The sequence below is a fragment of the Derxia lacustris genome (assembly GCF_002105195.1).
GTDB lineage: Bacteria > Pseudomonadota > Gammaproteobacteria > Burkholderiales > Burkholderiaceae_E > Derxia > Derxia lacustris.
On record NZ_MUHU01000014.1, the window covers coordinates 67073 to 85785 of the forward strand.

Consider the following 18713-nt stretch of genomic DNA (forward strand, 5'->3'; position numbering starts at 1 on the left):
CGCAGGCCGCCCGGCCTGCGGATCGGGGCCGTGCGCCCGTTTTTTCCTCTCACTCCTGCCGCTCATGAGCATCTACGACCTCACCACCCTCACCGTCCGCGTCGCCACCCAAGGCAAGGCGCTGCCGGCCATCGAAGAACATCTCAAGACCGCCGGCGGCGAGCTGCTCGGCGTGTGGAATGCCGACATCGGCGCGCTGAACCAGATCCTGATCTTTCGCCGCTTCGACGATGCCAATGCGCTGGTCGAGGCGCGCCAGCGCCTGCTCGCCGCGCCCGATCCGCTCGGCTGCGCCGACTGGCTCGAAAAGCTGGAAACCGGAACCTACGTGCGCTTCCCGTGGCTGCCCGAAGTGGAGACCGGCGCGCGCGGCCCGGTCTACGAGCTGCGCAGCTACGGCATCAAGTACGGCGCGCTCGGCGCCACCATCGACGCCTGGGAACAGGCGATGCCGGCGCGCGGCGCGCTGTCGCCGCTGGTGGGCGCCTTCTACGCGCTCGACGGCGAATCGCCGCGCTTCCTCAACATCTGGCCGTACAAGAGCGTCGACGAGCGCAGCCGCATCCGCGCCGAAGCCGTCGCCAGCGGCGTCTGGCCGCCGGTTGGCGGGCCGGCCAATCTCACGCACATGACTTCCACCATCGGCCTGCCGGCCGCGTTTTCGCCGCTGCGCTGAGAAGGAGCATTGGCAATGAAGCTTCCGCTCTCCCTCGCCGCGCTGACCGTGCTCGAACTCGATCCGGTCGCGATGATCCGCTGCGCCGCCGACGCCGGTTATGCCCACATCGGCCTGCGACTGGTGCCGGCCACGCCGACCGAGCCGGCCCACGACACCGTCGGCGACACGCCCACCGTGCGCGAGATGAAGCGCGTGCTGGCCGATACCGGCATCACCACCTCCGACATCGAAATCCTGCGGCTCAAGCCCGAGACGGTGGTCGCCGACTTCGAGCCGGTGTTCGCGACCGGCGCCGAACTCGGCGCGCGCTTCGCGCTCATCGCCGGCAACGATCCGGACGAGGCGCGGCTCACCGCCAACCTCGCCGCCACCTGCGAGCTGGCCCGGCGCTACGGCATCCGGCCGCACCTTGAGCCGATGCCCTGGACCGATTGCAGGGACTTCGTGCAGGGCCTGCGCATCGTCGAGGCCACCGGCATGCCCGAGGCCGGGCTGCTGATCGATCCGATCCATTTCGACCGCGCGCTCAACACCGCCGACCAGATCGCGCTCGCATCGCCGGCGCGCCTCGGCTATGTGCAGTTCTGCGACGCGCCCGCGAAGCGGCCCGAGACGCTCGAAGAGCTGCTGTTCCAGGGCCGCGCCGAACGGCTGCCGCCCGGCGAAGGCGGCATCGATCTGGTCGGCATCCTGCGTGCCGTCGGCGAGGCGCCGAGCGCGCTGAGCGTCGAGATTCCGCAGCAGGCGCTGGCCCGGACCGTCGGCGCGGTCGAGCGCGCGACGCGGCTGCGCATCGCGACCGAGCGGATGCTGGCCGGCATCGATCTGAAGGCCGCCGCATGAGCCCGCCGCAAACCCTCGACTGCGATCTGCTCGTCGTCGGCTCGGGCGCGGCCGGTCTGTCGGCGGCCGTCACCGCCGCATGGCACGGGCTGAAGGTGATCGTCGTCGAGAAGGACGCCAGGCTCGGCGGCGCGACCGCCTGGTCGGGCGGCTGGATGTGGGTGCCGGGCAATCCGCTGGCAAAACGCGCCGGCATCGACGAAGACCCGCAGCAGCCGCGCACCTATCTGCGCCATGAACTCGGCGAGCGCTACGACCCCGAGCGCATCGACGCCTTCCTCGACAACTGCGGCCCGATGGTCGCGTTCTTCGAGCGCAATACCGAGCTGCAATTCGCCGACGGCAACGGCATTCCCGACGTGCACGGCAACACGCCCGGCGCCGGCATACAGGGCCATCAGGTGATCGCCGCGCCCTACAACGCGCGCGAGCTCGGCCCGCTGCTGCACCGGCTGCGCCCGACCATGCGCGAGACCTCGTTCATGGGCATGCCGATCATGGCCGGCGCCGATCTCACCGCCTTTCTCACGATGACGCGCTCGTTCAAGTCGTTCGCGCATGTGGTCGGGCGCTTCGTGCGCCATCTGCGCGATCTGGCGCTGCATGGCCGCGCGATGCATCTGGTCAACGGCGTGGCGCTGGTCGGCCGGCTCGCGAAATCGGCCGACAAGCTCGGCGTGCGCTTCATTGAATCGGCGCCGGCCGAGCGGCTGCTGTTCGGCGCCGCGGGCGCGGTGACCGGCGCGGTCGTCGCCGGCGCCCACGGCCCGATCCAGATCCGCGCGGCGCGCGGCGTGGTGCTGGCGGCCGGCGGCTTTCCCAACGACATCGCACGACGGCGCACGCTGTTCCCGCGCACGCCGAGCGGCCGCGAGCATCTGGCGCTGCCGCCGGAAAGCTGCTCGGGCGACGGCATCGGCCTGGGTGAATCGGCCGGCGGCCGGCTCGCCACCGATCTGGCCTCGCCGGTGGCCTGGGCGCCGGTCTCGCTGGTGCGGCATGCCGACGGCAGCAGCGGCCATTTCCCGCACATCATCGACCGCGCCAAGCCCGGGATCATCGGCGTGCTGTCCAACGGCCGGCGCTTCGTCAACGAGGCCGACGGCTATTACGACTACACGGCGGCGATGGTGGCGGCCGCGCCGGCGGGCGAGGAAGTCGCGTCCTGGCTCATCTGCGATCACCGCTTCCAGCGCCGTTACGGGCTCGGCCATTCGCGGCCGTTTCCGGTGCCGGTCCAGCCCTTCGTGCACAGCGGCTATCTGCAACGCGCGGCGTCCATCACCGCGCTGGCCGAGCGCTGCGGCATCGATCCGGACGGGCTGGCGCGCACGGTGCGCGAGTTCAACGCGCATGCGCGCCACGGCAGCGATCCGCAATTCGGTCGCGGCTCCACGCCCTACAACCGCAAGCAGGGCGATGCGCTGCACGCCGGCCCCAATCCCTGCGTCGCGCCGATCGAGCACGGGCCGTTCTATGCGGTGAAAGTGCGGCCCGGCTGCTTCGGCACCTTTGCCGGGCTCAGGACCAACGGCGCGGCCCAGGTGCTCGACGAGCGCGGCCAGCCGATTGCCGGGCTCTACGCGGCCGGCACCGACATGGCCAGCGTGATGGGCGGCTTCTATCCGTCGGGCGGCATCAACCTCGGGCCGGCGATGACCTTTGGCTATGTGGCCGCGCGGCATGCGGCCGGGGTCGCGGGCTAGCGGTCCTCGGCAAACACCACGTCGAGCACCACCTCCATGCGGCGCGGCGGCCGGTCGAACGGCGCGCTGGCCTGGGCCGCACGCAGCGCGTTGTCGTCGAGCAGGGCCGAGCCGCTGCCGCGATGCACGGCCAGCGAGCCGGGCTGGATCTCGCCGCTCTCGGTCACGACAAAGCGCACCGCCGTCGTGCCGACCAGCCCGGCGCGGCGCGCCTCGGCCGGATAGACCAGCCGCGACTGGATCGCCCGCGTGAGCGCGGCCACATAGCGCCGCAGCGCGCCCACATCGGGCTCGGGCTGGGCCTTCACCGTCTCGGCCGCGCGCGCCTCGACCGACATCGCGCCAGCCTGCGCTGCTGGCGCCGGCGGCGCCGCGCTGGCCGAGGCGCTCGCCGCGGCGGCCGGGGCTGCCGCTGGCGCCGGTGCCGCGACCGGGCCGTCATTGGCGGTGCGCCATTGGCGTGGATCGGGTGGCGTGTCGCGCCGCGCGGCGGGATCGGGCCGCTCGGTCGGCGCCGGACGCGGTGCCGGCGCCGGGCGCGGCTGCTGGCTCGCGGCCGGCGCCGGCGGCGCACCTTCGGCCGGCGCGGCGGCACTGGCCGCCGTGCGCGCCGCGACCTGGCGCGTGCCGACCATGCCGAACAGCTCCATCGTCAGCCGCTGCGACGCCGGCTCGGGCGTCGGCCGATGCAGCAGCCAGGGCGACAGCAGCATGCCGTGCAGCAGCAGCGAGACGCCGAGCCCCTGGGCGAAGGTGAAGCGCACGACCGGGCGGCGCAGCCGCGCGGCCGGGCCGGGGCCGCCGCGTCGCCAGGGTGGCCGCAGGCCGGATGCGATCTCGTTCATGAATGCCCCGTCTCGGTCTGTACCGCCACCTTGGCAAAGCCGAGCTGCTTGAGCAGATCGGCCACGTCGATGAAGCCTTGCAGCGCCACCGCCCGGTCGGCGCGCAGCAGCACCGGCGTGTCGCGCGGCAGCGCCGCGAGCTGGCTGCGCAGCGTGGCCGAATCCACCTCGGCGCCGCCGTGAAACAGCTTGCCCTGCGCGTCGATCTCGATGGTCTCGGCCGGCCGCGCCTCGTCGTTGCTGGCGCTGGCCTTGGGCAGATTGACCGGAATGCGCCCGCTCGCGATGAAGCTGGAGGTGGTGAGCACGATGGTCAGCAGCACCAGCATGATGTCGATGAACGGCACCATGTTCAGGCTCTCGAAGGATTTATCGCGCATGGGCGATCTCCCATTCGAGCAGCAGCACATTGGTCTTGCGCAGCAGCGCGTTGTAGAGCGACACCGCGACCAGCGCCACCACCAGACCGGCCGCAGTGGCCTTCAGCGCCAGCGCCAGCCCGCTCATGATCTGGCCGGTATCGACCACCGCGCCGTGGCCCATGCGGTCGAAGGTCAGCATGATCCCGAGCACCGTGCCGAGCAGCCCCACATAAGGCGCATTGCTGGCCACCGAGGCGATCACGAACAGCCGCCGCGTCAGCGCCAGCTCCAGCGCCTTGGCATCGGCGGCGCCGTTCACGTCCACGCCGCGGAAGTACATCGCGCGCTCGATGCCGATGGCCACGACCACCACGCTGAGCAGGGCCAGCAGACCGAGCACGCCCCAGTCGATCGCCAGCGACAGCCATTCAACATTCATTGCAGAACTCCTTTGGAAAATGGTGCGGCAAGGGGCAAACGCGGCAATAAGCCGATCCGCCCAGCGAATTGCCGGCATTGGCGCGCCTGCCATTGCCGGAGCGACCATCGATTGCCGTTTGCAGTCCTTTGCAGCGCAATATCGGCGTGGCTATTTGACCGATGTCGGCCGGATCACGCCAGCCGACCGCCGGATGCAGCGTCGGCAACAGCGTGCAAACGGATCGGGATCGATGCGGGATTTTTGGTTTCGTGGGCCAGCCGCTTGTATATAGATAAGAATACAGCGTGACGCGGAAAAATTAGCAAGACATATGCCATTACTGAATATGAAATGAAATCCGGCCCCTTTTGCAGGACCGGCAATTCCGCTTGTTCACTATGTACTGATTGCTACAGCGCGAATGTCGGCTTGACGACAGAAGGCGGCGGCGGGCGTCCGGCCGGTCAGTCGCCGGCCGGCGCGGCCGCGAGCAGCGCCCGGCAATGACCGAGCGCGGCGGCGAAGTCGAGCCGGCCGATGGCGGCGTCGAGCGCCGGCAGCGCTGCCGGACAGGCGGCGCCATAGGCCTGGCGCAGCGCGGCGGCCGAATCGGTGGCGGCCATGTCGGCGCCGGCCAGCTGGGCCGACAGCGCTTGCAGCATGGCGTGCAGCCGGGCCGGCGGCAGGCTCGCGGCGGGCGGCGCGGGCCGGGCGGCGGCGCCGAGCGCCCGGTCGAGCGCATGCAGCGCCGGCAGCGCCGCGACGACGATGCCGATCGCGTCATCGAGCGTGGCGGCGACGCCGGCGGCCGGCGCCCGGTGCAGCGCGCGCTCGGCGTCGGCCGCCGCGCCGGCCAGCGCCTCGGCGCCGACGGTGGCGGCCAGCCCCTTGAGCGCATGCAGCTCGCGCGCGGCGGCCGGCGCGCCGCCGGTCGCGGCCACCTGGCGCAGCCGGGTCGGCAGCGCTTCCAGCGTCTCGACGAAGCCGGCGAGCAGGCGCGCATGCGCATCGCGCCGGCCGCCGAGCCGGGCCAGCGCCGGCGCCAGCGCGACGCCGGCGGCCTGGGCGGCGGCCTGGAGCGCGGCATCGGGCGGCGCGGCGGCGGCGATGGACGTCAGGGCTTCGACGGACGCGACGGCTGCCATCGGCGGCGCGGCGCCGGTGCCGGCGGGCGCGGCGGCATCGGCCGCATCGCCCGGCGCCGCGCGCCCGCATTGCCGGCGCAGCAGCTGCACCAGCGCGTCCAGGTCGAAGGGCTTGCCCACATGCGCATTCATGCCGGCGGCCAGACAGGCGTCGCGGTCGCTGGGCATGGCATTGGCGGTCATGGCGACGATCGGCAGCGTGGCCAGGCCGAGCCGCTGGCGGATCGCGCGGGTGGCATCGAAGCCGTCGAGCACCGGCATCTGCAAGTCCATCAGCACCGCGTCGTAGCCGGCGTCGGCGGCCAGCGCATCGAGCGCCTGCTGACCGTCGCCGGCCAGCGTCACCGTCGCGCCCTCGCCTTCGAGCAGCTCGAGCGCGATCTGCCGGTTGTTGAGGTTGTCCTCGACCACCAGCAGCCGCAGGCCGCCGAGCCGGACCGGCGCCGGCCGGGGCGCGACTGCGTCCACGACCGGATCGCCTTCCTCGGCCAGCACCGGCAGCGTCAGGCGGAAGTGGAAGCGGCTGCCGACGCCCGGCGCGCTGTCGAGCTCGAGCTCGCCGCCCATGGCCGCCACCAGCCGCTGGCTGATCGCGAGGCCGAGACCGGTGCCGCCATAGCGCCGCGTGGTCGACACCTCGGCCTGGGCAAAGCCGCTGAAGATGCGGGTCTGATGCTCGGGCGCGATGCCGATGCCGGTATCGCGCACCGCCAGTTCCAGCGTCACGCCGGCGGCGTCGCGCGCCAGCACGCTCACGCTCAGCACCACCGCGCCGGCGGCGGTGAACTTGACCGCGTTGCCGCACAGATTGGTCAGCACCTGGCGCAGCCGCAGCGCATCGCCGAGCAGCAGCGCCGGCAGCGCCGGATCGATGTCGAAGCGCAGGTCGAGCGGCCGGCCGCCGAGCATGGCCGCGACCAGATCGGCCAGATCGCGCAGCAGCCGGTCGATGCGGAACGGCTGCGGATCGAGCGTCATCTTGCCGGCCTCGATCTTGGAGAAATCGAGGATCTCGTCGAGCAGCCCGAGCAGCGAGCGCGCCGCGCCCTCGCTCTTGGCGGCGTAGTCGGCCTGGCGCGGATTCAGCTCGGTGCGGCGCAGCAGCGCCAGCATGCCGAGCACCGCGTTCATCGGCGTGCGGATCTCATGGCTCACATTGGCCAGGAAGGCGCTCTTGGCATGGCAGGCCTGCTCGGCCTGCTCGCTGCGGGCGCGCAGCGCGAGATTGAGCTTTTCCAGCTCGCGCTGGGCGTCCTTCAGCTCGGTCACGTCGATCACGACCGCCAGCAGGCCATGCACCCGGCCGTCGCGCAGGTCGGGCAGAAAGCGGCAGTCGGCCTGGCTCATGGCGCCGTCGGCGCGCCGGATCGGGCATTCCAGATGCTGTTCGGCGCCGCCGAGCGCGGCGGTCAGCGCCGGCAGCAGCCGGCCGTACAGCTCGCCGCCCAGCACCGCCGAGATGTGCAGGCCCGGCAGCGTCTCCATCGCCAGCCCGAACCATTGGCCATAGGCGCGGTTGGCAAACCGGTTGAGCAGCCGGCGGTCCCAGTAGGCGACCAGCAGCGGCATGGCGTCGAGGATGCGCTGGCGGTCCTGCATCGCGGCGCGCACCGCCTCGGCGGCCTGCTTGCGCTCGCTGATGTCGCGCCGCGTGCCGGCCAGCCGCCGGCGGCCGTCGCCGCCCGACTGCACCAGCTTGCCGCGGTCGAGCACCCAGACCCAGCGCTGGTCGCGGTGGCGCACGCGCAGCTCGGCCTCGTAGGCCGGCGTCGCGCCGCTCAGGTGGGCTTGCAGCAGCGCGTCGGCGCGCTCGCGGTCGCGCGGATGGATCGGCGCGGCCAGCGCGGCGGCCATGCCGGCGGCGCTCGCGTCATGGCCGAGCATGGCGGCGTAAATGGCGTTGATGCGGCAGTCGCCGCTGTCGAGGTCGCGCTCCCAGGTGCCGGCATGCATGCCCTCGACGATGTTGGCAAGCCGCTGGCGTTCCTCCAGCAGCGCCTGCTCGGCCTGATGGCGCCGGCTGATGTCCTCGACCGAGCCGACATAGCCGGCGATGCCGCCGGCCGCGTCGAGCACCGCGCGGGCGCGCGCATGCACCACCCGCACCGCGCCGTCGCGGTGGCGCACGCGATGCACCAGGTCGTAGTCGCGCCGCTCGGCCACGCTCGCCTGCCAGGCCGCGACCACGGTCGCGGCATCGTCGGGATGCATCGAGCTGGCCCAGCCGCGCCCGAGCCCTTCGGCCAGGCTCAGGCCGTGGATCTCCTGCCAGCGCGGATTGGAATAGGTGCAGTCGCCCTCGGCATCGGTGCAGAAGATGCCGAACGGCGAGCAGTCGGCGAAGGCGCGAAAGCGCGCCTCGCTGGCTTGCAGATCGCGCGTGGCCTGGACCCGCGCGCTCACGTCGCGCACGAACTTGGTGGCGCCGGTCACGCTGCCGTCGGCGTCGCGCTCGACCACGGTGGTGACCGCGACCCAGATCGGCCGGCCGTGGCGGTCGAGCCAGCAGCGGTCCTCGGCCGGGCCGTCGGCGGCGGGCACGAGGCAGCCGGCGCGGTCGCTGAGCATGAGCGCGGCGAACGGCCGGCCCAGCACCTCGCTGGCGGCATGGCCGAACAGCCGCGCCGCCGCCGGATTCCAGCGCTGCACCGTGCCGTCGGCCGCCAGCCCGACGATGGCATCGGCGCTGTGCTGGAGGATGAGATCGGCGCGCGCGCGCTGCTGCTGCTCGCGCCGCGCCGCCAATGCCAGCGCGGCGGCGCGCGCCAGACAGCGCAGCAGCTCGCGCTGGGTCGCATCGAGCTGGCGCGGCGCGCGGTCGATGACGCACAGCGTGCCGATCCGGCTGCCGTCGGCCAGCCGCAGCGGCATGCCGGCATAGAAGCGGATGTGCGGCGCGCCGGTCACCAGCGGATTGCCGGCAAAGCGCGCATCGAGCCGGGCGTCGGGCACCTCGAACAACTCGTCGCCGAGCACCGCATGGGCGCAGAAGGCCAGATCGCGCGAGGTTTCCCGCACGCCGGGCAGGCCCAGATTGGCCTTGAACCACTGGCGCCCGGCATCGATCAGGCTGATGAGCGAGATCGGCACCTGGCAGGCCAGCGCGGCGGCGCGCACCAGCGCATCGAATTCGGCCTCGGGCGCGCTGTCGAGCACATCGAGCGCATGCAGCGAGCCCAGGCTCGCGGTCTCGTCGTCGCGCAGCGGCGCTGCCTGCATCGCGCTCTCCCCGGAGTCGACCCCGGGATCGGGATCGGTCGGGCCATTTTCGGGCGCCGGCCGGCGCTCCTTTGGCGGATAAGAAAGTCCATCCCACGCCAGTGCCGCGCATCGCCGCCGACCCAGGCGCATTAGCCCCGGCAAAGCCGCTCTTTTCCTTCGGTCGCCAATGCCGTTCAGCGCCTAAGGTCAAGGTTTGTAGGCATTCACCTACAGCCATCACGGACGGCGACCCCATGAGCGCAACCCTGGCAGTCAACACCAAGCGAACCCGGCACGCGCTGCTGGTCGACGACGACAAGTTCATGCTGGCCGTGCTCGGCGACATGCTGCGCGACCTGGGCGTGAGCGACGTGAGCACCGCCGAGAACGGCATCGCCGGACTGGCCGCCTGCCGCCGCGCCCGGCCCGATCTCATCGTCTGCGACCTCGGCATGCCGGGCAGCGACGGCTTCCAGTTCATGGAGCAGCTCGGCGCGCTCGGCTATGCCGGCGGCGTGGTGCTGGCCTCGGGTCTCGACGACCGCACGCTCAACTCGGCGGCGCTGATGGCGCGCTTCCATCGGCTCAACATCCTGGCCACGCTGCCCAAGCCGGTGCCCGAGGCCGGGCTGCGCGCGGCGCTCGACCGGCTCGGCTGAAGCGCCATGCACGCCGCCGCACCGCCGCCGCGCCTGCTGGTGGTGGACGACCAGCCGATCAACGTGCATGCGCTGTATCGGGCGCTCGCGCCCGACTTCCAGGTCCTGATGGCGACCGACGGCGAACAGGCGCTGGCGCTGTGCCGCGAACGCCTGCCCGATCTGGTGCTGCTCGACGTGGTGATGCCCGGCATGGATGGCCACGAGGTCTGCCGCCAGCTCAAGGCCGATGCGCTCACGCGCGACATCCCGGTCATCTTCGTCAGCGCCCAGGGCGATCCCGAGCATGAGGCGCAGGGGCTGGCGCTCGGCGCCGCCGACTTTCTGGTCAAGCCGGTCAATCCGGCGGTGATGCGCGCACGCATCGGCGCGCACCTGGGACTGGCGCGCTCGCATGCGCTGCTGGCCGCCACGCTCGACGCGACCGCCGACGGCATCCTGGTCACCGATCCGGCCGGCGCCATCACCGGCATGAACGACAACTTCCTGCGCCTGTGGCGGCTGCCGGCGGCCTGGCGCGGCGCACCCGACACGCGCGCCATCCTGGCCGCGATGCGGGCCCAGCTGGCCGAGCCGGGCGTCGATCCGCTTGGCGCCGGCGCCGACTTCGCCGCGCTGGCGCTCAGCGACGACCGGCATGTGGAGTGCCGCGTCACGCCGCTGCGCATCGCCGCCGGGCTGCACGGCCGGGTCATCAGCTACCGCGACGTGACCGAGCTGCGCCGCGCCGCCAACCAGCTGGCGCGGCTCAATGTCTCGCTCGAAGCGCGGGTCGCCGAACGCACCCATGCGCTCGAACTGGCCACCCGCGCCGCCGATGCCGCCAGCCGCGCCAAGAGCGAGTTCCTGTCGAACATGAGCCACGAGATCCGCACGCCGCTCAACGGCGTGATCGGCATGGCGCATCTGGCGCGCAAGGCCGAGCCCGGACCGCGCCAGCTGCACTACCTCGACAACCTCGGGCGCGCCGGCCGGCTGCTGCTCGGCATCGTCGACGACATCCTCGATTTCTCGAAGATCGAGGCCGGCCGCTTCGAGCTCGACTGCGCCGATTTCAGCCTCGCCACGGTGCTCGACAACCTGGCGCTGCAAACCGAGCAGGCGGCGCGCAACAAGGGCCTGGCGCTGCGCATCGCGCACGATCCGACGCTGCCGGCGCGGCTGCGCGGCGATGCCCAGCGGCTCGGCCAGATGCTGCTCAACTATGTGGGCAATGCCATCAAGTTCACCCGCGCCGGCGCGATCCAGGTGCGGGTCACGCAGCTGCACCGCGCCGGCCCCGGCGTGCTGCTGCGCTTCGAGGTCGAGGACAGCGGCATTGGCCTCACGCGCGAGCAGATCGACCAGCTGTTCCAGTCCTTCCACCAGGCCGACGCCTCGACCACGCGCGAATTCGGCGGCACCGGCCTGGGCCTGGCCATCACGCGCCAGCTGGCCCGGCTGATGGGCGGCGAAGTGGGCGTGCAGAGCGCGCCCGGCGCCGGCAGCCGGTTCTGGTTCACCGCCCAGTTCGAGCCGGCCGGCAGTGCCGCCGCCGCCAGCGTCGCGCCGACCGCGCCGCCCGATCTGCGCGGCCGGCGCCTGCTGGTGGTCGAGGACAACGACCTCAACCGCGAGCTGGCGGCCGACCTGCTCGAAGACCTGGGCGCCAGCGTGATCGTCGCCATCGACGGTCATGAAGCGCTCGCGCTGCTCGGCGCCGAGACGGTGGACTGCGTGCTGATGGACCTGCAGATGCCCGGCATGGACGGACTCCAGACCACCGCCCGCATCCGCGCCATGCCGCGCCATGCCCGGCTGCCGGTGCTGGCGCTGACCGGCAATGCCTGCGCCAGCGACCGCGCGCGCTGCCTGGCCGCCGGCATGGACGACTTCCTGACCAAGCCGGTCGAGCCGGCCGCGCTGTATGCCGCGCTCGGCCGGCTGCTGGCGCGGCCGCCGGTCGCGGCGACGACCGCGCCAGCCGCCACGCCTGCCGACGCGGGCGCCGCGATGCCGGCGTCCATCGCCGCGCCGGCGCCGGTTCTCGCCTGTTCACCGGGCGATCCGGAAGTGATCGACCTGTCGATACTCGCGCGGTCGGTGGCCGGCAATCCGCAGAAGCTGCGGCGCTACGCCAGCCTGTTCGCCGAATCGATCGCGCCGGCGCTGGCCGAGCTGGACGCCGCGCTGAGCGCCGGCAATCTGGCCGCGCTGGCCGCGCTCGGCCACCGCCTCAAGACCTCGGCCGCGATGGTCGGCGCGCTCGGCCTGGCCCGGCTCTGCGCCACGCTCGAAGCGCTCGGGCGCGGCGGCACGCTCGACGAGGCGCGCGCACTCGGCGCCCGCATGACCGCACTGGCCGGCGCCATCGACGCCGACCTCAAGAAGGCCCTGACCTGAACCCGAACCGAGCCCCATGAATCCGCCGACCTCCGACCGCGCCGCCACCGCCCGCCCGTTCGCCGATCTGGCGCTCGGCATCGCCACCTGCGGCTTTGCCGGCCTGCCGCTGCTGGGCGCCGCCGGCCCGCTCGAATTCACCGCCCTGCTCGGCGTCGCCGGCTGCCTGCTGGCGGCCGGCTGGCGCCGCGCCGCCGCGCGCCCGGCCGCTGCCGACGACGCCGGTGCCCGGCCGGCCGGCGGCGACCGGCTGCAACGGCTGTCGGCGCTGCTCGGCGGCGTGCTGCCGGTGTGGTTGCAGCATGTGGGCAGCGTCAGGCACCAGACCGAGGACGCCATCGACAAGGCGGTGCAAAGCTTTGCATCGATCACCGAGCAATGCGAGGCCGCCGGCTTCGACCTGGGCAAGGGCAGCGGCCGCGCGCCGCAGGAAGGCACGATCAGCCTGCTGACCCTGTGCGAGCGCCAGTTGCAGCCGGTGATCGCCACCATGACCCAGATGCTCGACAGCAAGGACGCGATGCTGGCCATCGTCAACGACCTGTCGCGCGCCACCGTCGAGTTGCAGGACATGGCCAGCGGCGTCGGCCACATCGCGATGCAGACCAACATGCTCGCCATCAATGCCGCCATCGAGGCCGCACGACTCGGCGACGCCGGACGCGGCTTCAGCGTGATCGCCAAGGAAATCCGCGTGCTGTCCCAGGTCTCGGCCGATACCGGCAAGCAGATCACCGAGCGCGTGGCCGCCGTCACCGCGATGGTCGGCGCCACCGTCCAGACCGCCTCGGCCACCTCGGTCAGCGACAAGACCGCGCTGGCACTGGCCGGCTGCGTGGTGCAGGACGTGCTGGCCCATGTGCGCGACCTGAGCGCCGATGCCGAGCGCATGCGGGCCCAGGGCGGCGTCATCCGCGCCGACATCGAGGACCTGTTCGTGAGCCTGCAATTCCAGGACCGCGTGAGCCAGATCATCTCGGTGATCGATGCCGACATCGCCCGCCTCAAGACCGCGCTCGAACGCGACGAACCCGCGCCCGACGCCGCCGCCTGGCTGGCCGACCTGCGCCGCGACTACACCACCGCCGAGCAGCGCCAGGCCCATGCCGGGCCGGCTGCCGGCCATGACGACGGCCCGGCACGACCGGCCGCCGAAGTCCTCTTCTTCTGACCCGACCACCCGCAGGCAGACCCCATGGCCAAGACCATTCTCATCGTCGACGACTCCAGTTCGCTGCGCTCGCTGGTGCGCATGGCGCTCGCCCGCGAGGGCTATACGGTCGTCGAAGCCACCGACGGCAAGGACGCGCTGGCCAAGCTGGCCGAGCTGCCCAAGGTGAACCTGATCGTGAGCGACGTGAACATGCCCAACATGGACGGCATCGCCTTCCTCACCCAGGTCAAGCAGCATCCCAGGCACAAGTACGTGCCGGTCATCATGCTCACGACCGAGAACCAGAACGCCAAGATCCAGGCCGGCCGCGCCGCCGGTGCCAAGGCCTGGATCGTCAAGCCGTTTGCGCCGCCGCTGCTGCTCGAGGCGGTCTCCAAGCTGGTGCTGGCCTGATGGACGCCGCCGTGACGACCCGTCTGGCGCTGCCGGCCGAACTCACCATCTACATGGTGGCCGAGCTGGCGCCGCAATGGCTTGCAAGCCTCGACGGCCTGAGCCATGACGATGCCGCCGACGACAGCTTCGCGGTCGATGCCGCCGCGGTCGCCGAGGTCGATGCCGCCGGCCTCCAGCTGCTGGTGGCGCTGGCCAACCAGCTGACGCGCGACGGCTGGACGCTGCGACTCGCGCGGCCGAGCCCGACGCTGGCCCAGGCCTGCGCGCTGCTCGGCCTCGATGCGCTGCTCGGCGCCGGAGCGGCCGCATGAGCGACGCCGGCTACGACGCCAGCTTCATCGCCGAGGCGCTGCCGGCCTTCATCAGCGAGGCCAACGAGCAGATCGAGATGCTCGAACAGCTGCTGCTGCAACTGGAGGACACGCCCGACGACCGCGAGCTGCTCGATGCGCTGTTCCGCTGCGCGCACACGGTCAAGGGCTCGGCCGGCATGTTCGGGCTCGATGCGGTGGTCGGCTTCACGCATCACGTCGAGACCCTGCTCGACCGGCTGCGCGAGGGCCAGCTGGCGCTGACGCCGGCGCTCGGCAGCCTGCTGCTGCAAAGCAACGACCAGATCCGCGCGCTGATCGAGGCGGCACAGAACCCGCTCGCCGCCACGCTGGCCGATGAACAGGCGCGCGCCGCGCTGGTGCTGCGGCTGCAACTGGCCAGCGGCACCGAGGCCGTGGCGGCCGCCACGCCGGCGCTGGCCGCCGCGTCGGACTCGCCGGCGCCGGCCGGCGGCGACTGGCAGGTGGCGGTCAGCTTCAATGCCGACACCTTCCGCAACGGCATGGACCCGCTGGCCATCCTCCAGTACCTGGGCGGCATCGGCCGCATGGGCGCGATCCGCTGCAAGACCGCGGCGGTGCCGCCGCTCGACACGCTGGCCGGCGACGACTGCCATCTGGCCTTCGACTTCAGCATCGACACGCCGCTCGGCCGCGACGGCATCGAGGCCGCGTTCAGCTTCGTGCGCGACGACTGCACGCTGCGCATCGAACCGCCCGCCGCCGCCCTGCCCGATTGCGCCGCCCTGCCCGACTGCGCCGCGCTGATCGCCGCCCAGCCGCCCGGCCGCAAGCTCGGCGAGATGCTGGTGGCGGTCGGCGCCGTGACCCAGAGCCAGCTGGCCCAGGGCCTGCAAAGCCAGGCGCTGGCCGAGGCGCGCAGCGGCAGCCATCCGATGCTGGGCGAGGTGCTGGTCGAGCAGGCCGGCGTCGATCCGCGCGTGGTGGCCGCCGCGCTGCGCAAGCAGCAGCAGCGCGACGGCGACGAGAACCGCTTCATCCGCGTGCAGGCCGACCGGCTCGATGAAGTCATCACCCTGCTCGGCGAGCTGGTGATTGCCGGCGCCGGTGCCTCGCAGCTGGCGCGCGACACGCAGCAGCGCCCGCTGATCGAGGCCAACCGCCAGATCACCCGGCTGATCGAGGAGGTGCGCAACAGCACGCTGCAACTGCGCATGGTGCCGATCGGCGAGACCTTTGCGCGCTTTCGGCGCGTGGTGCGCGATACCGCCGCCGAGCTGGGCAAGGACGTGGCGCTGGAGATCGTCGGCGGCGATACCGAGCTGGACAAGGCGGTGGTCGAGCGCATCGCCGATCCGCTGATGCATCTGGTGCGCAATGCGCTCGACCACGGCCTTGAAGCGCCCGAGCAGCGCGCCGCCAGCGGCAAGCCGGCCCAGGGCCGGCTCACGCTCAGCGCCTGCCACGAGTCGGGCAGCGTGCTGATCCGCATCGTCGACGACGGGCGCGGCATCGCGCGCGACCGCGTGCTGCAACGCGCCTGGGATCGCGGCCTGGTCAGGCCCGGCGTCACGCCGCCCGATGCCGACATCCTCAAGCTCATCTTCGAGCCCGGTTTTTCCACCGCCGAGAAGGTCACCAACCTCAGCGGGCGCGGCGTCGGCATGGACGTGGTCCGCCGCAACATCGAGGCGCTGCGCGGCTCGGTCGACATTGCCAGCACGCCCGGCCAGGGCTCCTGCATCGAGATCCGGCTGCCGCTCACGCTGGCGATCATCGACGGCTTTCTGATCGGCGTCGGCCACAGCAAGTTCGTGGTGCCGCTCGACGCAGTGTGCGAGGTGATCGCGACCCGGCCCGAGACCTCGCCCTTCGATGCGCGCGGCCGCAGCTGCATCGAGCTGCGCGGTCAGGTGCTGCCGGTGGTCAGCCTGCGCGCGCTGTATGCGCTCGACGCGCCGCCGCCCGAGCGCGACAGCGTGCTGGTGATCCGCGCCGGCAACACGCGCTACGGCGTGATCGTCGATGTGCTGCACGGCCAGCAGCAGACCGTCATCAAGCCGCTCGGCCGGCTGCTCCAGCACATGCGCGGCGTGTCCGGCTCGTCGATCCTGGGCAGCGGCGAGGTGGCGCTGATCCTCGATGTCAATTCCCTCGGCGCGCTCGCTGCCGCCGACAGCTTTCCCGCGACGGTAAGGAGCGGCCCGCCGGCCGGCATTCCACTACCGGACATGCAACTTCCCGCCCCTGCCGGCGCGCAGCACTTTCAATGAGAACGCCCGTGAAACTCAACGACCTCAAGATTTCCACCCGCCTCGCGCTCGGCTTCGGCATCGTGCTGGCGCTCATGCTCGGCATCGCCGCCAGCAGCCTGCGCAGCCTGGCCGAACTCAACCGCTCGGTGGCCACCGTGACCCAGGACCGCGTGCCCAAGCTGCTGCATGCGAGCGACTGGCAGATCGCGGTGCTCGACAACGGCCGCCACATGCGCAATGCGCTCATCCTCGACGGCCGCGAGGCGATCGAGACCGAACTCGCGCGCATGGCCGAAGCCGATGCGCAGGCCGCCCAGCAGCGCGACGCGCTGATGCTGACCATCCGGTCCGACACCGGCAAGGCGGCGCTCAAGGCCGCGGTCGACGGACTGGGCGCCTATGCCGGGCCCGAGCAGGAGTTCATCGCGCTGGCCCGGACCGGCGACCTGGCCGGCGCCCGAAAGGTGCTGATCGAGCGCGCCCGACCGATGCAGATCAAGTACATCGAGGCCATCGGCAAGCTGGCCGCGTATGAGCGCGAGCGGGTCGAGGCGGCCAATGCCGATGCCGATGTCACGCTCGCCGACGCGCGCAACCTGGTCATCGCGCTGCTGGCGCTGGCGCTGGCGGCAGGTGCCGCGCTGGCCTTTGCGATCACGCGCGGGCTCAAGCGCCAGCTGGGCGCGGCGCTCGACGTGGCGCGCGCCATCGGTGCCGGCAAGCTCGACAACCACATCCAGACCGGCGGCCGCGACGAGACCGGCGAGCTGATGACGGCGCTGGCCGCGATGCAGACCGAGCTGCGCGAGCGCATCGCGCGCGAGACCAACCAGATCGAGAACCTGCGCATCCGCAATGCGCTCGACAAGTGCTCGACCAATGTGATGATCGCCAACGCGGCCAACGAGATCGTCTACATGAACGAGACCGTGGCCCAGATGATGGTCGCCAACGAGGCCGAGCTGAGGAAGGTGCTGCCGCAGTTCAACGCGCGCCAGCTCATCGGCCAGAGCATCGACGTGTTCCACAAGAATCCGATGCATCAGCGCAGCATGCTGGGCGCGCTGCAAACCACCCATCGCACTCAGATCAAGGTCGGCAGCCTGACCTTCGGCCTGATCGCCAGCCCCGTGTTCAGCGCCGACGGCGAGCGCATGGGCACGGTGGTCGAATGGTCGGATCGCACCGCCGAAGTGGCGGTGGAAAAGGAGATCGACACCATCGTGCAGGCGGCGGCGGCCGGCGACTTCAGCGGGCGGCTGGAGGCCGAAGGCAAGCAGGGCTTCTTCAAGACGCTGAGCAGCGGCGTGAACCAGCTGCTCGATACCAGCGAGCAGGGCCTCGGCGATGTGGCGGCGCTGCTCGAAGCCTTCTCGCTCGGCAATCTGGCCTACCGCATCGAGCGCGATTACCAGGGCCTGTTCGGCAAGGTGAAGGACAGCGGCAACCAGACCGCCGAGCAGCTCACGCAGGTGCTGGGCGAGGTGCGCGCGGCGGCCGATGCGCTGACCGGCGCGGCCAACCAGGTGAGCGCGACGGCGCAGAGCCTGTCGCAATCGGCCAGCGAGCAGGCCTCGTCGGTGGAACAGACGACAGCCTCGATCGACATGATGTCGGCCTCGATCACGCAGAACAGCGACAACGCCAAGGTGACCAACGGCATGGCCAACAAGGCCAGCCGCGAAGCCGGCGAAGGCGGTCAGGCGGTCACGCAGACCGTCGGCGCCATGAAGCAGATCGCGCAGAAGATCAGCATCATCAACGACATCGCCTACCAGACGAACCTGCTGGCGCTCAACGCGGCCATCGAGGCGGCGCGCGCCGGCGAGCACGGCAAGGGCTTTGCGGTGGTGGCCGACGAAGTGCGCAAGCTGGCCGAACGCAGCCAGGAAGCGGCCAAGGAGATCGGCGATCTGGCCGGCAACAGCGTGTCGACCGCCGAGCGCGCCGGCCGGCTGCTCGACGAGATCGTGCCGTCGATCCAGAAGACTTCCGATCTGGTGCAGGAGATCGCGGCGGCGTCGCAGGAGCAGAGCGAATCGGTCACCCAGATCGGCGGCGCGATGGGCCAGCTGAGCAAGGCCACGCAGCAGAACGCCTCGGCGTCGGAGCAGCTGGCCGCCACGTCGGAGGAGTTGTCGGGCCAGGCCGAGCAGCTGCAGCAGTCGGTGGCCTTCTTCAACCTCGGCGACGGCGCCGCGCCGATGCGCCAGGACGGCGGCGCGCGCGGCCGCGGCCCGGCGGCCCAGCCGGGCGGGCGCGGCGCGATCCGCCCGGCCGCCGCGCCGGCCCGCGCCGCCAAGCCGCAGCAGGTGGCCTACAGCGCCGCCAGCAACTTCCGCCCCTATTGAG

14 protein-coding genes are annotated in these 18713 nt (G+C 71.8%); 10 read left to right on the plus strand and 4 right to left on the minus strand.

Annotated features, from left to right (window positions below; all coding sequences use genetic code 11):
* Nucleotides 1–64: 64 nt before the first annotated feature.
* Genes B9P64_RS30285 through B9P64_RS30275 form a run of 3 tightly spaced genes read left to right on the plus strand, consistent with a single transcriptional unit; the run spans nt 65 to nt 3228 of the window.
* Nucleotides 65–676, plus strand: coding sequence for an NIPSNAP family protein (locus B9P64_RS30285; RefSeq protein WP_085315403.1), 612 nt, complete (start codon nt 65–67; stop codon nt 674–676).
* A gap of 15 nt (nt 677–691) precedes the next feature.
* Complete coding sequence (locus B9P64_RS30280) at nt 692–1522, plus strand: sugar phosphate isomerase/epimerase family protein (protein WP_085315402.1); 831 nt, start codon at nt 692–694, stop codon at nt 1520–1522.
* Entirely contained in the window at nt 1519–3228 is a 1710-nt protein-coding gene (locus B9P64_RS30275) for an FAD-dependent oxidoreductase (protein WP_085315401.1), read from the plus strand. The genes B9P64_RS30280 and B9P64_RS30275 overlap by 4 nt, the downstream gene beginning before the upstream one ends.
* Here B9P64_RS30275 and B9P64_RS30270 read toward each other — a convergent pair.
* From B9P64_RS30270 to B9P64_RS30255, 4 genes are all read right to left on the minus strand, one after another.
* On the minus strand, nt 3225–4073 hold the full coding sequence (locus B9P64_RS30270; protein WP_139826177.1) for an energy transducer TonB: 849 nt from the start codon (nt 4071–4073) through the stop codon (nt 3225–3227). The two genes, B9P64_RS30275 and B9P64_RS30270, sit on opposite strands and share 4 nt — an antisense overlap.
* Complete coding sequence (locus tag B9P64_RS30265) at nt 4070–4453, minus strand: ExbD/TolR family protein (RefSeq protein ID WP_085315399.1); 384 nt, start codon at nt 4451–4453, stop codon at nt 4070–4072. Before B9P64_RS30265 ends, B9P64_RS30270 begins: the two co-directional genes overlap by 4 nt.
* A complete protein-coding gene (gene exbB, locus B9P64_RS30260; RefSeq protein WP_085315398.1) occupies nt 4443–4874 on the minus strand; it encodes a TonB-system energizer ExbB in 432 nt (143 codons plus the stop codon). Before exbB ends, B9P64_RS30265 begins: the two co-directional genes overlap by 11 nt.
* Before the next feature lie 446 nt (nt 4875–5320).
* Nucleotides 5321–9220, minus strand: coding sequence for a PAS domain S-box protein (locus B9P64_RS30255; RefSeq protein WP_176256751.1), 3900 nt, complete (start codon nt 9218–9220; stop codon nt 5321–5323).
* A gap of 236 nt (nt 9221–9456) precedes the next feature.
* Here B9P64_RS30255 and B9P64_RS30250 point away from each other — a divergent pair, with 236 nt between their 5' ends.
* From B9P64_RS30250 to B9P64_RS30220, 7 genes are read left to right on the plus strand one after another with little or no spacing between them, the layout of a single operon-like run.
* Complete coding sequence (locus B9P64_RS30250) at nt 9457–9861, plus strand: response regulator (protein ID WP_085315396.1); 405 nt, start codon at nt 9457–9459, stop codon at nt 9859–9861.
* Between the two features lie 6 nt (nt 9862–9867).
* Nucleotides 9868–12243, plus strand: coding sequence for a response regulator (locus B9P64_RS30245; protein ID WP_085315395.1), 2376 nt, complete (start codon nt 9868–9870; stop codon nt 12241–12243).
* A gap of 16 nt (nt 12244–12259) precedes the next feature.
* Nucleotides 12260–13414, plus strand: a complete 1155-nt coding sequence (locus B9P64_RS30240; RefSeq protein ID WP_085315394.1) for a methyl-accepting chemotaxis protein — start codon at nt 12260–12262, stop codon at nt 13412–13414.
* A gap of 24 nt (nt 13415–13438) precedes the next feature.
* A complete protein-coding gene (locus B9P64_RS30235; protein ID WP_085315393.1) occupies nt 13439–13810 on the plus strand; it encodes a response regulator in 372 nt (123 codons plus the stop codon).
* An 11-nt stretch (nt 13811–13821) separates the two neighbouring features.
* The gene (locus tag B9P64_RS30230) at nt 13822–14124 is read left to right on the plus strand and encodes an STAS domain-containing protein (RefSeq protein ID WP_176256750.1); all 303 of its coding nucleotides are present in this window, start codon (nt 13822–13824) and stop codon (nt 14122–14124) included.
* Nucleotides 14121–16379 (plus strand): chemotaxis protein CheA, encoded by a 2259-nt coding sequence (locus B9P64_RS30225; protein ID WP_139826176.1) that lies wholly within the window; start codon nt 14121–14123, stop codon nt 16377–16379. The genes B9P64_RS30230 and B9P64_RS30225 overlap by 4 nt, the downstream gene beginning before the upstream one ends.
* Before the next feature lie 8 nt (nt 16380–16387).
* Complete coding sequence (locus B9P64_RS30220; protein ID WP_217808654.1) at nt 16388–18712, plus strand: methyl-accepting chemotaxis protein; 2325 nt, start codon at nt 16388–16390, stop codon at nt 18710–18712.
* The last annotated feature ends 1 nt before the right edge of the window (nt 18713 follow it).

Excerpts from the sequence above, each read along its gene's own strand:
- exbB (WP_085315398.1), bottom strand. The coding sequence starts at position 4,874 with ATGAATGTTGAATGGCTGTCGCTGGCGATCGACTGGGGCGTGCTCGGT.
- B9P64_RS30250 (WP_085315396.1), top strand. The coding sequence starts at position 9,457 with ATGAGCGCAACCCTGGCAGTCAACACCAAGCGAACCCGGCACGCGCTG.
- B9P64_RS30225 (WP_139826176.1), top strand. The coding sequence starts at position 14,121 with ATGAGCGACGCCGGCTACGACGCCAGCTTCATCGCCGAGGCGCTGCCG.
- B9P64_RS30240 (WP_085315394.1), top strand. The coding sequence starts at position 12,260 with ATGAATCCGCCGACCTCCGACCGCGCCGCCACCGCCCGCCCGTTCGCC.
- B9P64_RS30235 (WP_085315393.1), top strand. The coding sequence starts at position 13,439 with ATGGCCAAGACCATTCTCATCGTCGACGACTCCAGTTCGCTGCGCTCG.
- B9P64_RS30275 (WP_085315401.1), top strand. The coding sequence starts at position 1,519 with ATGAGCCCGCCGCAAACCCTCGACTGCGATCTGCTCGTCGTCGGCTCG.
- B9P64_RS30255 (WP_176256751.1), bottom strand. The coding sequence starts at position 9,220 with ATGCAGGCAGCGCCGCTGCGCGACGACGAGACCGCGAGCCTGGGCTCG.
- B9P64_RS30280 (WP_085315402.1), top strand. The coding sequence starts at position 692 with ATGAAGCTTCCGCTCTCCCTCGCCGCGCTGACCGTGCTCGAACTCGAT.
- B9P64_RS30285 (WP_085315403.1), top strand. The coding sequence starts at position 65 with ATGAGCATCTACGACCTCACCACCCTCACCGTCCGCGTCGCCACCCAA.
- B9P64_RS30270 (WP_139826177.1), bottom strand. The coding sequence starts at position 4,073 with ATGAACGAGATCGCATCCGGCCTGCGGCCACCCTGGCGACGCGGCGGC.
- B9P64_RS30245 (WP_085315395.1), top strand. The coding sequence starts at position 9,868 with ATGCACGCCGCCGCACCGCCGCCGCGCCTGCTGGTGGTGGACGACCAG.
- B9P64_RS30265 (WP_085315399.1), bottom strand. The coding sequence starts at position 4,453 with ATGCGCGATAAATCCTTCGAGAGCCTGAACATGGTGCCGTTCATCGAC.